This window comes from Enterococcus sp. DIV0294 (assembly GCF_050558155.1).
Taxonomy (GTDB): domain Bacteria; phylum Bacillota; class Bacilli; order Lactobacillales; family Enterococcaceae; genus Enterococcus; species Enterococcus faecalis.
In genome coordinates, this window is the sequence record NZ_CP187889.1 from 1,082,498 (window position 1) to 1,097,117 (window position 14,620).

General features: G+C 36.8%; 13 protein-coding genes. 9 read left to right on the forward strand and 4 right to left on the reverse strand.

Features of this window, described 5'->3' with window-relative positions; genetic code table 11:
- Positions 1 to 12: 12 nt before the first annotated feature.
- Positions 13 to 1,182 (reverse strand): NAD(P)-dependent malic enzyme, encoded by a 1,170-nt coding sequence (locus IGJ20_RS05435; protein WP_202522463.1) that lies wholly within the window; start codon positions 1,180 to 1,182, stop codon positions 13 to 15.
- 31 nt (positions 1,183 to 1,213) lie between these two features.
- On the reverse strand, positions 1,214 to 2,539 hold the full coding sequence (locus IGJ20_RS05440; protein ID WP_002357930.1) for a 2-hydroxycarboxylate transporter family protein: 1,326 nt from the start codon (positions 2,537 to 2,539) through the stop codon (positions 1,214 to 1,216).
- Between the two features lie 147 nt (positions 2,540 to 2,686).
- Here IGJ20_RS05440 and IGJ20_RS05445 point away from each other — a divergent pair, with 147 nt between their 5' ends.
- The 3 genes from IGJ20_RS05445 (at position 2,687) to IGJ20_RS05455 (ending at position 6,438) form a co-directional block, all read left to right on the forward strand.
- Positions 2,687 to 4,237, forward strand: coding sequence for a Spo0B domain-containing protein (locus IGJ20_RS05445; RefSeq protein WP_430605264.1), 1,551 nt, complete (start codon positions 2,687 to 2,689; stop codon positions 4,235 to 4,237).
- On the forward strand, positions 4,218 to 4,910 hold the full coding sequence (locus IGJ20_RS05450) for a response regulator (protein ID WP_202522465.1): 693 nt from the start codon (positions 4,218 to 4,220) through the stop codon (positions 4,908 to 4,910). The genes IGJ20_RS05445 and IGJ20_RS05450 overlap by 20 nt, the downstream gene beginning before the upstream one ends.
- Before the next feature lie 184 nt (positions 4,911 to 5,094).
- Positions 5,095 to 6,438 (forward strand): NADH peroxidase, encoded by a 1,344-nt coding sequence (locus tag IGJ20_RS05455; RefSeq protein ID WP_202522466.1) that lies wholly within the window; start codon positions 5,095 to 5,097, stop codon positions 6,436 to 6,438.
- Between the two features lie 52 nt (positions 6,439 to 6,490).
- On the opposite strand, the gene IGJ20_RS05460 is transcribed toward IGJ20_RS05455, so the two are convergent.
- Positions 6,491 to 7,402 carry an LCP family protein gene (locus IGJ20_RS05460; protein ID WP_002397190.1) on the reverse strand — a complete coding sequence of 304 codons (912 nt, stop codon included), beginning with the start codon at positions 7,400 to 7,402 and terminating at the stop codon, positions 6,491 to 6,493.
- A 277-nt stretch (positions 7,403 to 7,679) separates the two neighbouring features.
- Here IGJ20_RS05460 and alsS point away from each other — a divergent pair, with 277 nt between their 5' ends.
- The 3 genes from alsS to IGJ20_RS05475 all read left to right on the forward strand — a co-directional run bounded on the left by alsS (position 7,680) and on the right by IGJ20_RS05475 (position 11,288).
- Positions 7,680 to 9,332, forward strand: coding sequence for an acetolactate synthase AlsS (gene alsS / locus IGJ20_RS05465; protein WP_202522467.1), 1,653 nt, complete (start codon positions 7,680 to 7,682; stop codon positions 9,330 to 9,332).
- 11 nt (positions 9,333 to 9,343) lie between these two features.
- A complete protein-coding gene (gene budA / locus IGJ20_RS05470) occupies positions 9,344 to 10,048 on the forward strand; it encodes an acetolactate decarboxylase (RefSeq protein ID WP_202522468.1) in 705 nt (234 codons plus the stop codon).
- Positions 10,049 to 10,205: 157 nt separating this feature from the next.
- On the forward strand, positions 10,206 to 11,288 hold the full coding sequence (locus IGJ20_RS05475; protein WP_202522469.1) for a PA2928 family protein: 1,083 nt from the start codon (positions 10,206 to 10,208) through the stop codon (positions 11,286 to 11,288).
- 113 nt (positions 11,289 to 11,401) lie between these two features.
- On the opposite strand, the gene IGJ20_RS05480 is transcribed toward IGJ20_RS05475, so the two are convergent.
- Positions 11,402 to 12,163 carry a WxL domain-containing protein gene (locus IGJ20_RS05480; protein WP_016615732.1) on the reverse strand — a complete coding sequence of 254 codons (762 nt, stop codon included), beginning with the start codon at positions 12,161 to 12,163 and terminating at the stop codon, positions 11,402 to 11,404.
- 230 nt (positions 12,164 to 12,393) lie between these two features.
- On the opposite strand from IGJ20_RS05480, the gene IGJ20_RS05485 reads away from it, so the two are divergent.
- The 3 genes from IGJ20_RS05485 to IGJ20_RS05495 all read left to right on the forward strand — a co-directional run bounded on the left by IGJ20_RS05485 (position 12,394) and on the right by IGJ20_RS05495 (position 14,590).
- Positions 12,394 to 12,774, forward strand: a complete 381-nt coding sequence (locus IGJ20_RS05485; RefSeq protein WP_002392180.1) for a hypothetical protein — start codon at positions 12,394 to 12,396, stop codon at positions 12,772 to 12,774.
- A 207-nt stretch (positions 12,775 to 12,981) separates the two neighbouring features.
- The gene (locus tag IGJ20_RS05490; protein WP_016615734.1) at positions 12,982 to 13,818 is read left to right on the forward strand and encodes an ABC transporter permease; all 837 of its coding nucleotides are present in this window, start codon (positions 12,982 to 12,984) and stop codon (positions 13,816 to 13,818) included.
- The gene (locus IGJ20_RS05495; protein ID WP_002357916.1) at positions 13,811 to 14,590 is read left to right on the forward strand and encodes an ABC transporter permease; all 780 of its coding nucleotides are present in this window, start codon (positions 13,811 to 13,813) and stop codon (positions 14,588 to 14,590) included. The genes IGJ20_RS05490 and IGJ20_RS05495 overlap by 8 nt, the downstream gene beginning before the upstream one ends.
- Positions 14,591 to 14,620: the final 30 nt, after the last annotated feature.

The window sequence follows — 14,620 nt, forward strand, 5'->3', positions numbered from 1 at the left end:
TTTTTTCTCTTTTTAATTTGTTTCTTTGACAGCGTTACGGACGCTTTCGGCGACGACTTTTGCGACTCCTTCTTGGAATGGATCGGGAATAATATTAGTCGGCGTGAGTTCATTATCGGGAATCAATTTTGCAATACCTTTGGCAGCGGCAATTTCCATTTCAATCGTAATCTTTTTCGCCCGAGCATCTAAGGCACCACGGAAGATACCAGGGAAGGCTAACACATTATTAATTTGATTCGGAAAGTCACTACGACCAGTTCCGACAATATAAGCGCCTGCCGCTAAAGCTTCATCAGGAAAAATTTCAGGAACTGGGTTAGCCATTGCAAAAATAACTGGCTGCTCATTCATCTGTTGAATCCACTCAGGTTTTAAAACACCTGGTGCCGAAACACCAACAAAGACATCAGCGCCTTCAAGAGCAGTAGCTAAATCACCGGTACGGTGTTCCCGATTGGTTAGCTTCGCAATTTCTGCGTGGTGTGGTGGCAGAGCTGTATCTGTTTCGCTCAGAATCCCTGCACGGTCAACAATGATAATATGTTTTACACCAGCAGCTAAAAATTTTCTTGTGATCGAAAGACCAGCGGAGCCACCGCCGTTGATTACCACATGAATGTCCTCTATTTTCTTGTTGATTAATTTTAAGCTGTTGTACAAAGCCGCTAGAACAACAATCGCTGTCCCGTGTTGATCATCATGGAAAACGGGAATATCTAGTTCATCGATTAAACGCTGTTCAATTTCAAAACAACGAGGAGCGCTGATATCTTCCAAGTTAATTCCCCCAAAGGTTGGAGCCAAAAACTTCACTGTTTGAATAATTTCTTCGGTATCTTGTGTATCTAAAACAAGGGGAATCGAATCCACACCAGCAAAGCGTTTAAACAATGCAGCTTTTCCTTCCATGACAGGCATCGCTGCTTCAGGACCAATGTTACCTAAACCTAAAACTGCTGAACCATCACTGATAACGGCGACGGTGTTTTTCTTTGTCGTTAATTCGTAAGCGCGTTCTTTTTTTTCATGTATGGCAGAAGAAACAGCCGCAACACCTGGTGTGTAGGCAATTCCTAAATCTGCTTTTGTTTCAATCGGAACTTTAGGGCAGACTTCTAATTTCCCCCCAAATTTTTTTGCTTGCTCAATCGCTAATTCTTTTACATCTTTTGTTGACATATCATTTTCCTCCTAAATAATTCACTTATAGTTAAAAAAGCATTCTAAAAATAGCAGTCATTGTTATTACTGTAATGGCACCGCCTAATCGTGTCGCAACTTGTGCAAACGGCATTAAGTTCATTCGATTGGCTGTACTTAAAATAGCCACATCGCCAGTCCCACCCATACCACTCTGGCAAGCGGAGACAATGGCAGCCTCAACGGGATTCATATTCATGAAGCGTGAAACGAAAAATCCTGTAGCAATAACAGTGAAAACGACACTAATTACCACAACAAAATATTGCCAGCTAAGCATTCCTACGACATCTTTTAAAGGAATATATAACATACCTAAGCCGACCATTAACGGGAACGTAAAATTGCCAGAGATAAATTTATAAAGCTGTTTTGATCCGCGTTGGGTTTCTTTCGGTACTACATTTAAGTATTTTAAAAAGGCTGCGACAACAATCATCAAAACAGGACCAGGAAAGCCTGTTAAGTGTTGCAATAAACCGCCTGTAATAAATAAGGTACACGCAATTAAAACACCAGCGCCCATTAATTTTACATCAATTGGTGCTTTGTCTTCTTCTAAAGCATCACTTAAATCATCTGAATTGGTAATTTTGATCAACTGACCTTGTCCAGAAAGTTCAGGGCGTTTTTCTCCTAAACGACTAAGTAAACCTGAACACATGATAGCAAAAAAATTACCAATAATGGTTGCGGGAATTAATTGCCCCACTAATTGTTCACTTGGCAATCCAGTAATGGCACTATAACCAAGGGATAAAGGAAGAATGCCTTCACCGATTCCACCAGCTAAAACAGGAGTGACGATATAGAAAAGGCTATGTTTCCAACCGAGACCTAACAGCGTTCCAACAAGGGTCCCAACGCCCATTGCTAAAATCATTCCTAATGCCATCGGGACAATCATGCGCATTAAACCTTGGACTAAAATTTTGCGGTTCATTCCAAGGATACTTCCACAGACCAAACATGCAATATAGAAATAGAGAAAGTTTGCTTGTTTCATTAAAATATCTGTTGAGTCTAAGACATTTTGGTTGAGTAAATTGAAAAAGACCATAATTGATGGTACTAATAAAGATAAAATTGCGGGACCGCCAAAATGTTTCAAAATAGGAATATTTCCACCAATTGTTCCAAGTAACCAACCCATTGTTAAAATTACGGCAAAACCACCTAACATATTGACTGGTAGTTGTTCTAATAGAGCCGTAACAAGAATAATGCTAGCTGTTACAAGATAAACAGGTAACGTAACCGAACCAATCCTCGTTTTGGTTAATTTGTTGCGCCAATCTGTTTCGTTAGCAGCTGTTGCGTGCAATTTCTTTTCCATGCTATTTCCTCCTATAACTTTAATCTATATTCATCATAATGTAAACGTTTTCTGTAGAGTAGATTATTTAATTAATTTAACTAAAGAAAAGTTTTTTAACCAAATCTTCCTATGCTATACTTTATTTGAAGAGAAAAGAGGGATGGAATGAAGCGTGGCGGGAAATTATGGTGCTTCTTATCAGTGATTTTTATTGCAACATTAATTATTATGATTACTTTTTTTTACGGAGTAACGACGGTCCAAACAATTAAAGAAGTTCGTAAAAACCAAGAGCAAGCACTTTTAGCCGTCGGGGAACAGTTGGCTATTGAACCGAATGTTATTGAAGCCTTAAAGAATGATCACTATTCAGATGAATTGGAAGCGTATACGGTTCGTTTAGGGAAAATCCATCAGTTGGATTTTATCGTGATTATGAATATGCAAGGGATTCGTTTAACACATCCTGATCGCCAAAAAATAGGTAAGCATTTTGAAGGTGGCGATGAAGTGCGAGCATTAAAAGGGGAGGAACATTTATCTGTTAGTCAAGGGAGTTTAGGAGAATCATTACGAGGTTTTGTCCCAGTCTATGATCAAGGAAAACAAATTGGGGTTGTGGCAATGGGCATTAAAATGACCTCGCTTTCACAATTGATTGAACGAACAAAAAATGATTACACAGTGAGTGTCCTTTTAAGTGTTGGTTTTGGCTTTATATTAGCCATCGTAGTTTCTTATTATTTAAAAAAACAACTACACGATTTAGAACCAAGAGAAATTGCTCGTCTATTAGAAGAGCGAAACGCCATGCTTGAGGAAACGAAAGACGCAATCCTTGTGATTGATACCGATCAAAATATTTTATTAGCAAATATTGAAGCAACTAAAATGTATCATAATATAACAAATAGTGAAGAAAATTTACTAGGAAAGAAACTTTCAGCATTGGTTTTATCTCCTGAAAAATTAATCGTACATTCAAAAACAGAGCAATTCTATCGTCAAAATGGCCAGGATTATTTCGTCTCAATCGCCCCGATTAATGTCCGTAAAAAAACAATTGGGCATGTTATCTTTCTGAAAAATGCGACGGAAACGTTTATTGTCGCAGAACAGCTTGTCAGCACAACAACATATGCTTCGGCATTACAAAGTCAATCACACGAATTTATGAATAAGATGCATGCCATTTATGGCTTAGTCGATTTAGAAGATTATGAGGCGCTAAAACATTATCTAGCCGATTTATTGAAACCAGAAAAGGAATTTGCACAGCGCTTAGCTATTTTGGTTAGGAATCCTATTCTAGCAGGTTTTTTAAGTGGGGAAAGAATCAAGTTTGCAGAAATTAAAACACAATTAGCTATTGAAATTTATCCAGAAATTCCACCAAATAAACGAGATGAAGATACACAAAATTTGATTGCTATCTACCGTTATATTCATCGTTTCCTGATGGAACAACCGTTACCAGAAGAGATCATTGAAACCATTGATTATCAGCCAGGAAGTTTAACGACTACTTATTCGTTTGCTTATCCAAAAGAACAACTGGAACGCTTTGAGCAAGAGTTTTTCACTTCTTATTTGGCAAGATTATTAGAGAATGCGGAAGCGACATTGACTTGGGAAAACCAACAAAACAATTGGCTTGTCCTTCGCATAAATGTTCATTACGAAGGAGCAGAGGAAAATGAACCTATTGATTATTGAAGACGATCCTATGGTTGCATATATACATCAAAAATATCTTGAAAAATTAATTCACCAACCGACTATTTTTACGGTTGCAACAATTGCTGAAGGTCTACAACTAACGAAAGAAAAACAACCAGTACTTGTTTTATTAGATGTTCATTTAAAAGATGGCAATGGCTTGACCTATCTGGCAACAATTAGAGATGAAAAAATTGATACAGAAGTCATCCTGATTACGGCTGCCAACGAGTTGGAAAATGTTAAACGAAGCTTACATTTAGGCGTTTTAGACTATTTAGTTAAACCCTTTTCTTTTGAGCGATTTCAACAAAGTATCGAAAACTATCAGAAAAAAACTGCTCAATTCACGCTGGAAACGAAGGAGCTTTCGCAAACAAAAGTGGACCAATTATTTCATTCTTCACAGACAAACGCACGTAAAAATGAACAAGATCTTCAAAACCTGTCCTTAGAAAAAGGACTAACACAAGCAACATTACAATTATTGTTAAAAAAAATAGACGAATTTACCGACTATTTTACGATTCAAGAATTATCAGAAGCGAGTCAGCTTTCACATGTTTCTGTTCGTAAATATGTGTTGTTTCTAGAAAAAAATAACCTTTTAGAAAGTAAAAATAGCTATTTAAAAGTGGGGCGTCCCTATCAATCGTATCGGAGAATTTAGTATTTTTTATTTTTTAGTAAATTAAAAAGTAATTGAAAAGTGGCGAAATACAGAGGATACTCCTTTTTATTCTCATTTAAAGAACTTAATTGAGAATGGAAAAGAGGATATTATTTGTTATTTTTTGAGAATATATGATATTCTTTATTATGTAAGAAATAATATTATATGGGAGGAACGAGCGATGAAAGTTATTGTTTTAGGATCATCACATGGAGGTTATGAAGCGGTAGAGGAATTACTAAATCTTCATCCTGATGCAGAAATTCAATGGTATGAGAAAGGTGATTTTATCTCATTCTTGTCTTGTGGCATGCAGTTGTACCTAGAAGGAAAAGTGAAAGATGTTAATTCTGTTCGCTATATGACTGGCGAAAAAATGGAGAGCCGTGGTGTAAATGTCTTTTCTAATACTGAAATTACAGCGATTCAACCAAAAGAACATCAAGTGACAGTGAAAGATTTAGTGTCAGGTGAAGAACGTGTTGAAAATTATGATAAATTAATCATCAGTCCCGGAGCTGTCCCATTTGAATTAGATATTCCAGGTAAAGATTTGGATAATATTTACTTGATGCGTGGTCGTCAATGGGCCATTAAATTAAAACAAAAAACAGTAGATCCAGAAGTCAATAATGTGGTTGTGATTGGTAGTGGTTATATTGGGATTGAAGCTGCCGAAGCATTTGCAAAAGCCGGCAAAAAGGTTACTGTTATTGACATTTTAGATCGTCCATTAGGGGTATATCTAGATAAAGAATTTACAGATGTTTTAACAGAAGAGATGGAAGCTAATAATATTACCATTGCAACTGGTGAAACAGTTGAACGTTACGAAGGCGACGGTCGTGTGCAAAAAGTCGTTACAGATAAAAATGCGTACGATGCTGATTTGGTCGTTGTAGCGGTTGGTGTCCGTCCAAACACTGCTTGGTTAAAAGGTACCTTGGAATTACATCCGAATGGCCTAATCAAGACGGATGAATACATGCGGACAAGTGAGCCGGATGTATTTGCAGTAGGGGATGCTACGTTAATTAAATACAATCCTGCAGACACAGAAGTAAATATTGCCTTAGCAACGAATGCTCGTAAACAAGGTCGCTTTGCTGTGAAAAACCTAGAGGAACCAGTTAAACCTTTCCCTGGTGTTCAAGGATCTTCTGGCTTGGCCGTCTTTGATTATAAATTTGCTTCAACAGGGATTAACGAAGTCATGGCTCAAAAATTAGGAAAAGAAACAAAAGAGGTGACAGTAGTAGAAGACTACTTGATGGACTTTAATCCAGACAAACAAAAAGCTTGGTTTAAATTAGTGTATGATCCTGAAACAACACAAATTTTAGGCGCTCAATTAATGTCAAAAGCAGATTTAACTGCAAACATTAATGCTATTTCATTAGCGATTCAAGCCAAAATGACGATTGAAGACTTAGCCTATGCGGACTTCTTCTTCCAACCAGCGTTTGACAAACCTTGGAACATTATTAATACAGCGGCTTTAGAAGCGGTGAAACAAGAACGTTAATAGAAGAGAAAATAAAACCCATGAGTATTTATAGTACTCGTGGGTTTTATTTTTATTTTGTATTCAATTGATTTTTCAACTCTTGTTGGACACGAGTTAATTCTTGTTCATCCACACGTTGATAGGAAACACCATCTTGCATAAAACCAGTACCTTGAAGTTGGTCTTGTTTCACTTTACCAAAGGCACTGCGATAATCTAAGGCAATTTTTTTCATGTCATCAAAACTTAAATCTGTCTTCATATTATCAGAAACAGCTGTTAAAATTTGTTGATAGTTGCTCACGCTATTAAGACTTAAGACTTTTTGGACGATGCCTTCAATCACTTTTCTTTGACGTTCTTGGCGGCCGTAGTCACCATTAGGATCTTCGTAACGCATTCTTGAATAGGAGAGTGCTTGTTCACCATCCAATGAAATTTTACCAATCGTAAAATCATATCCGTCTTGTGAAAAAGTCAGATTATTGTTCACTTCGATTCCGCCAACCGCGTTGACTAATTCTTTTAAACCAGCCATATTAATTGAAACATAATGATTAATAGGTATGTTTAAATAGTTTTCAACTGTATCCATTGCTAAAGATGCCCCACCAAAAGCATAGGCGTGATTCAATTTATCTTGTTTTCCTTGACCTGGAATATCAACATAGGTATCGCGAGCAAGACTGACTAAGGTTGTTTGCTTGTCACGAGGATTAACTGTTGCAACAATTGTTGTATCCGAACGACCTTGCTCGACACGCCCATCATCGCCTGTATCAATCCCTAATAATAAAACAGAAAAAGGCTCCTTATTGTTTAAATTGACCTGACTTTTTTTAGATCGTTCTACTGTTTCATAGGTTTTATCCATTGATTTAGAAACATCCCAATAAAGTTTTGCTCCCATTCCAACAACTGCAAGAAATAGAACCAAGATAATCCCAAAGATAATGGCAAAAATTTTCTTCCCTTTTGACATATTTTTCCTCCAATAATTTATCACAGGTTGTGATTTTTTTCTTATAGGTTAATCTTACTAATTTTTAGTGAAGAAGTATATAATAATTGTTGAAAGACTATAAAACTTTAAGGTATTTTGCATTATTTTTGCTTAATCTTTTGAAATATCTCAATTCTATTAAAATATGCGAATTAGTATATTACATGTTTTCAAGGTGTTTCATTGTTGATTAATTAGAATTTTAGTGGTATTTTTGTATTTGTAATTAGTACAGATTTTAATCGGAGGTATAACAGTGAGTAAAAAAGGATCAGATATCATAGTAGAAAGTTTAATCAATCACGAAGTGCCCTATATTTTTGGGATTCCCGGTGCAAAAATTGATGGGGTTTTTGATGCATTAGTTGACAAAGGTCCAGAATTAATTTTAGCTCGACATGAACAAAATGCAGCCTTTATGGCACAAGGGATTGGTCGTTTGACGGGAGAGCCTGGCTTAGTTATTGCAACTAGTGGACCTGGTGCCAGCAATTTAGCAACTGGGTTAGTAACTGCGACTGCAGAAGGGGACCCTGTTTTAGCATTGGCTGGACAGGTGAAACGGTCCGATTTGTCAAAATTAACTCACCAAAGCATGAATAATGCTGCATTATTTAGTCCAATAACAAAATTCAGTACAGAAATTCAAGATCCAGAAACATTATCTGAAAATATTGCCAATGCTTACCGTATCGCCAAAACAGCGAAAAAAGGCGCAACATTCTTATCGATCCCACAAGATGTCACAGATAGTCCGGTGACAGGCGAAGCAATTAAGCCTTTGTCGGCTCCGAAACTGGGCCATGCATCAGCAGAAACAATCGCAGCTTTAGCTGAACGAATCAAGCAAGCGAAATTACCTGTTTTACTTTTAGGAATGCGGGCCTCTGCACGAAAAGTTACCGCAGCCATTCGTGAATTGGTTGCTATAACTGGTTTGCCAGTCGTGGAAACGTTCCAAGGAGCAGGAATTATTTCAAAAGAATTAGAAGAACATTTCTTTGGGCGTGTTGGTTTATTTCGAAACCAACCTGGGGATCGTTTGTTAAAAAGAAGTGATTTAGTGATTGCGATTGGTTATGACCCAATTGAATATGAGGCACGTAATTGGAATGCAGAAAAAGATGCGCGCGTTATTGTTATTGATGAAGTTCAAATGGAAATTGACCAATATATGCAACCGGAAGAAGAGCTAATTGGTGATATGTCTAAAAATATTTTGAAATTATCAGAAGCATTTAGTGAACCAATATTAACAGAAGATGCGCAAGATTATTTAGAAACGCTTCAAGAAAAATTAACGATTAAAGAAGTAAAAACAAGTACAATTGAAAATCGATTACATCCATTAGAAATTGTTCAAACGCTTCAAGAAAAAACCACGAATGAAATGACAGTTACTGTTGATGTAGGGAGCCATTACATTTGGATGGCTCGCCACTTTAGAAGTTATGAACCGCGTCATTTATTATTTAGTAACGGTATGCAAACATTAGGTGTCGCTTTGCCTTGGGCAATCTCGGCTGCGCTGGTTCGTCCGAATACACAAATTATCTCTGTTTCTGGGGACGGCGGTTTCCTATTTTCGGCGCAAGAATTAGAAACAGCGGTTCGTTTAAAGCAAAATATCGTGCATATTATTTGGAATGATGGTAGTTATGATATGGTTAAATTCCAAGAAGAAATGAAATATAATCGATCCTCTGGCGTAGATTTTGGTCCAGTTGATTTTGTGAAATATGCTGAAGCTTTTGGAGCCAAAGGGGTTCGAGTACATTCACAAGCAGAATTTGCCGCAGCTTTAGGAGAAGGAATGCAAACAGAAGGCCCAGTGATTATTGATGTTCCTGTGGATTATTCAGATAATCAAGAATTAGGTAAAACATTGTTACCAGATCAACTTTATTAGGAGATGGAAAAATGAGCGAACAATATGTTTATCAACATGGTACGCTAGGCGGTTTAATGGAAAGTTTGATGGCAGGAACGGCAGAAATTGGTACGTTACTCACGCAAGGTGATTTTGGAATTGGGACATTAGAAGGCTCAAATGGCGAAATTATTTTATTGGACGGTACATTGTATCATGCAAATCAAACTGGCGAAATTGCTATTCTAGAAGGCGAAGAATTAACGCCATATGCCGCAGTTACTCGTTTTCAAGAAGATGGCGCATTCCCTGTATCAACAGAAACCGATGAAAATATTAAAGCACAAATTTTAGAAAAAATTAGTCCTAATTTTTTTGCGGCAATTAAAATTAGCGGTCTTTTTGCGAAGATGCATGTCCGTGTGGCACCTAAACAAGAAAAACCGTATCCACCATTTGTAGAAGCAGCACGCAATCAACCTGAATTTACAGCGGAGAATATTCAGGGAACAGTTGTAGGGTTCTTTACACCTAAATTATTTCATGGTGCCTCTGCCGCAGGGTTTCATTTGCACTTTATCAGTGAGGATCACCAATTTGGTGGGCACATTCTTGATTTTGGCATTAAACAAGGGACTGTTTCGTGGATGGAAACAGCTGAATTGCGGCAGCATTTTCCAGTTCATGATGCTGATTATCGGAATAAAGAAATTGATATTGCAAAAGCTTTGTCCGCAATTGAAGAAGCGGAATAACTGAATAACAAGGCACATTTCTCCACGCCCATTCAAGTTGACCTAGTTAGTCAACTTGAATGGGCTTATTGCTGTTCGTCGCTTTTTGTTGTTGTTTTTCAAAAAAAAATAGTATCCTTTTTATAATAAGCAAATAACAATTGGAAAGGATGGCGTAATGGACACACTTTATAGAAGTTGGCAATTGTCTGGTTGGCTCTATCATGATATTTTTGTTATCATTGTAGCAATTATTTTTATAGTAATTAGTGGTATTTTGGTTATTTCCTTAATAAGAAGGCGGAGTACAAGGAGACTGGTTCCCTATGCGTTAATTTTGTTGGTTTATCTTGCAGTGGTACATTTTGCTGGTTTAATCTTTTTCGGAATGTTTCGTTCAGTAACGATTGAAGAGAAAAGTGCGACGTTTTATTCTGAAAAAACGAAAGGCTTAACTTCAATCGAGCGAATGATTATTCCAAATGGACGAACGAATGGCATTAGCACCAGTAACTCATTGTTCCAAGTGATTTCTGTTAATAGTCAGACGGGCGAACGAATGTGGAGTAAACGTTTAGGTTGGCGTGATTATTTAATTGGTCAAACAGATCAATATGTGGTTTTGAATAATGCTGATAACGAGGCCATTTACTTACTAGATACAAAAACAGGGAAAAAACAGTTTTCTGAAGCGGATTTAGTGAAGAAATTCCCTGAATTAAAAGACTATTTAAGCTCTGATTTCGTTGATTATCGTTTTATGGATAATCGCTATCTCTATATTTATGGATTAAACAATCGATATTATCAATTAGATTTGAAAAATTGGCAGTTAAAACAAGACCCAACTTTCAAAGAAGTCTTTCAAACACAAGAAGCGCCTAAATGGACGGTAGATTCAAATGAGAGTAAAATTGGTCAAGAGCTGTCATCGGAAGAGCGTACAACAGTGCAAGGAAAACTAGAAGAGCAACTAATAGCACCAGTTTTATTAGGCAAGAAAGATGAAGCAAATTATTATGTTCTGTCATACAAGAAAAGACAAAGTAATCAAGCGATAGTTGGCTTATACAATTGGCAGAAAAAAACATACGAGTGGCAAACACCGTTGCTTTTAACTAAAGAAAATGTACCTATTGAAGCTTTTCAAGTAGAGGATGCGTTATTCATTAAAGTCCCGCGTTATTTATACAAAATTAACCTGAATAATGGTAATCAAGAGTATCAGTTTGATTACCGTTGGGGCCAAGTGATTCGTTAAACGAAAAGTGGTAAAGCATGCTTAGACAAATAGAAGGAGCAAATAGTCCTTATGATATAAAAAAACGCTTAGAAGAGTAGTGATTCCGCTAGTTTTCTAAGCGCTTTTTTATTTTATGCAGGTCCAGAGATTAAATTCCAGATAATCGAACCTGTATATGCACCAGGAAATAATTGTGAAACAGGGGTTTGGATTGCAAGAGAAATATCGGTCATGCGGCCGCTCCACATTCCTTGTCCTTTTCTATCACCAGCGTTACTCATTAAAGTCGCACCGTTACCGATAATAATTGGGTTGGTCGGGAAGTCGGGTGCAGCAGGATCTTCTGAAAAATCCAGTCCATACATTGTATTTGTCATAAAGAAACGCCTTAACGTTTTGTCATAGCGAGCATAGCCGCCTGTTAATTGAAACGTAATGATGCCTAGTAAAGAATGAGCTTCGTTTCGCATGTGTGGGATTTCAGCAGTGACATGCCAACCAGTTAAGGCTCCGCGAACATCCCCCATCCCGAAGTGTCTCATTGTATGAGTATTGCCTTCAGAAGGTCGTATAGGAACTGCCGTTAAATCACCAGAAATCGCTTGGGTTTCAAAAGTAAATTCTTTCGGAATAAAGAGCAAGTCAAAACTAGTGTTAGGATTTTCTAAATCAGGATAAATGGCATCGTCAACCGATTCATCACCAGGCAGCCCTCCAATTTCTAGTTCAACTGAAACGGGCGTTTTTCCAGAACGGGTGGCAAAAGAAACCGATGGGTCAAAACTAAAGAGACTGAATACTAGCAACAAGGCTGCAAGTGATTGATAAGTGAGTAGATTTTTTTGCTTCAAGAAAGTTCCTCCTTTAGGGGCTGATAATATAAGTATACGCAAAAGGAGCTGTTTTTATTTATCAGTAATTTACAGGAAATTCGAAAATATTGAGACAGATAGTGTTTAATATTAGTAGAGAAAGATGAGTCGACAATTTTTACTTGTTGATTCTGTCTTTTTTGAGCACAATTCGTTATATCAAGCATGCTAAAATATAAAAGAAATCATCAAGTATCACTAATCAAAATGGAGAGGAGGAGAAAACTTTGAGTAAGTGTTTCGGGTTGTTGATGATTTTATTTGTATTATCTGGCTGTTCAGGAAGTAGGAATTCGCAACAGGAAGTCGTTATAGAAAAGTCTGCTAATAATGACAAAGCAAGACAATTTGTTGATCAAAAAAATCCGCATTTAGGAACGCAATTAGAAGCAGAATCTTATACTAAACAGGAAGCGATTGAATTTTTACAAAATGGTTTAGGGATACCAACGAATGACTCGGCGTTTCATTATACGTTTAAGCAGTCAAATAAAGGAAGTTATGTTGTTCAAATTATATCTGAAAAGAATAGTGTCTCAAAAGAGAATGAATTGTTCGGATATTATCAGGTGTATCAAGATGGTATTATAGTGAAAATGATGGAAAAGGATCAAACGTTCCAAGAAAATTAAGTGATAAATAAAAAAGTTGACAAAAAACACAAACAGTCTTGTTTGTGTTTTTTTGTTTAATGTTCGTGTTTTATTTTTTAATAACCTTTTTCGAAAAAATATACGAACGTTCGGGTTTAAAAACGAACAAAAAGATGAAAATGTGTTGAAATATACGTTTTCCTTGCGTATACTGATGAAGTGAAAAAACGAACGAGGAGTGTACGAATGAACAAGAAAGTTCCTTATTTAATTGTGGCACCGGGGCTAGTACTATTATTATTTTTCTTAATGATTCCATTAATTACTAGCATTTTGCCAACCATTTTTACTGATCATGGCTTGACACTAAATCAGTATGTTACTTTTTTTAAAGATGACTATAATGTTTCAATTTTCTGGCGAACGATAAGAGTTTCGTTAATTGTGACGGGTATTTCAATCGTGTTGGGCATTCCAACGGCATACTTTATTGCTGGGGTTTCCAAAAAATGGCGTGGCTTTTTAATGGCTATGACCTTGTTTCCACTATTAACCAATTCAGTTATTCGAAGTTTTGCTTGGATTAACATTTTAGGAAAAAACGGTGTAGTGAATACGTTGTTATTAAAAACAGGCTTAATTGAGCAACCGCTGAATTTATTGTATACAGAATTTGCAATTGTTATCGGTTCAGTGTATTTATTTTTACCGACAATGATTATGACCTTAGTTGGGGTTATGGAAAACATTGAAGGAGAAATGCTAGAAGCGGCTGAGACGCTAGGCGCCAATCCAATGACGGCTTTTCGGAAAATTGTTTTACCTTTATCAATTCCAGGCACCATTGTAGGAAGTATATTAGTGTTTACAGGAACTTTAACGGCTTATACGACGCCACAGCTGTTAGGTGGTAACCAAAAAATGATGATGTCGACCTTCTTATATCAAAAGGCTAATACTTTAGGTGATTGGCAATCGGCGAGTGTTCTTGCATTTATTATGATTTTAACGACATTAATTGTGATGAAAGGCCTAGACATGGTCGCTAAGAAAGTAGATCGGAGAGAAGCAAATCATGCGTAAGCAAAAAGGACTATCTGTTATTGCAATTCTAGTTTTTCTGTTTTTATTTTTACCATTATGTTTGATTGTGGTGACTTCTTTTGGAACAGCCGCAGCGATTCAATTTCCGATTAAAGGATTTACTTTAGATTGGTACGCCAAAGCCTTACAATCGGAAACGTTTATGGACAGTTTTAAGTTAAGTTTGTTGATTGGGGTATTAGCGACTGTTTTAGCATTAATAGTAGGGATTCCGGCTTCCTATGCGCTGGCACGTTATTCCGTTCGCGGGCGCAACTTTATTAAAAGCTTTTTCTTATCCCCAACTGTGATTCCAGGAATTGTGGTCGGGTATACGTTATTTCAATATATTGTTATTAAATTAGGTTTGCCTGTCTTTCAAGGATTGTTAATGGGGCATTTTTTAATTAGTTTGCCTTATATTATTCGAGTGGTTGGATCAAGTATGGAACAACTAGATTATTCAATGGAAGAAGTAGCTTGGACATTAGGTTGTACAAGATTGCGAGCTTTTATTCAAATTGTTTTACCCAATGTGTCTTCAGGAATTTTTGCAGCCTTTATGTTAGCATTTGTCAATTCGTTTAACAATGTTCCTGTATCGATGTTTTTATCAGGTCCCGGTGTGACGATGCTGCCTACTTCTTTATTAAGTTATATGGAATACAATTATGATCCAACTGTTTCAGCAATTTCTGTATTGTTGATGCTACTAACAATGGGCTTAATGTTTTTAATTGAAAAAACGTTGGGACTAGCTTCCATTGCCTAAAACATGGAAGAAGCACGAGATAGAAAGAGG

Bases quoted from the DNA above. Each gene is read 5' to 3' on its own strand.
- IGJ20_RS05435 (WP_202522463.1), bottom strand. From the start codon at position 1,182: ATGTCAACAAAAGATGTAAAAGAATTAGCGATTGAGCAAGCAAAAAAA.
- IGJ20_RS05440 (WP_002357930.1), bottom strand. From the start codon at position 2,539: ATGGAAAAGAAATTGCACGCAACAGCTGCTAACGAAACAGATTGGCGC.
- IGJ20_RS05445 (WP_430605264.1), top strand. From the start codon at position 2,687: ATGAAGCGTGGCGGGAAATTATGGTGCTTCTTATCAGTGATTTTTATT.
- IGJ20_RS05450 (WP_202522465.1), top strand. From the start codon at position 4,218: ATGAACCTATTGATTATTGAAGACGATCCTATGGTTGCATATATACAT.
- IGJ20_RS05455 (WP_202522466.1), top strand. From the start codon at position 5,095: ATGAAAGTTATTGTTTTAGGATCATCACATGGAGGTTATGAAGCGGTA.
- IGJ20_RS05460 (WP_002397190.1), bottom strand. From the start codon at position 7,402: ATGTCAAAAGGGAAGAAAATTTTTGCCATTATCTTTGGGATTATCTTG.
- budA (WP_202522468.1), top strand. From the start codon at position 9,344: ATGAGCGAACAATATGTTTATCAACATGGTACGCTAGGCGGTTTAATG.
- IGJ20_RS05475 (WP_202522469.1), top strand. From the start codon at position 10,206: ATGGACACACTTTATAGAAGTTGGCAATTGTCTGGTTGGCTCTATCAT.
- IGJ20_RS05485 (WP_002392180.1), top strand. From the start codon at position 12,394: ATGATTTTATTTGTATTATCTGGCTGTTCAGGAAGTAGGAATTCGCAA.
- IGJ20_RS05490 (WP_016615734.1), top strand. From the start codon at position 12,982: ATGAACAAGAAAGTTCCTTATTTAATTGTGGCACCGGGGCTAGTACTA.
- IGJ20_RS05495 (WP_002357916.1), top strand. From the start codon at position 13,811: ATGCGTAAGCAAAAAGGACTATCTGTTATTGCAATTCTAGTTTTTCTG.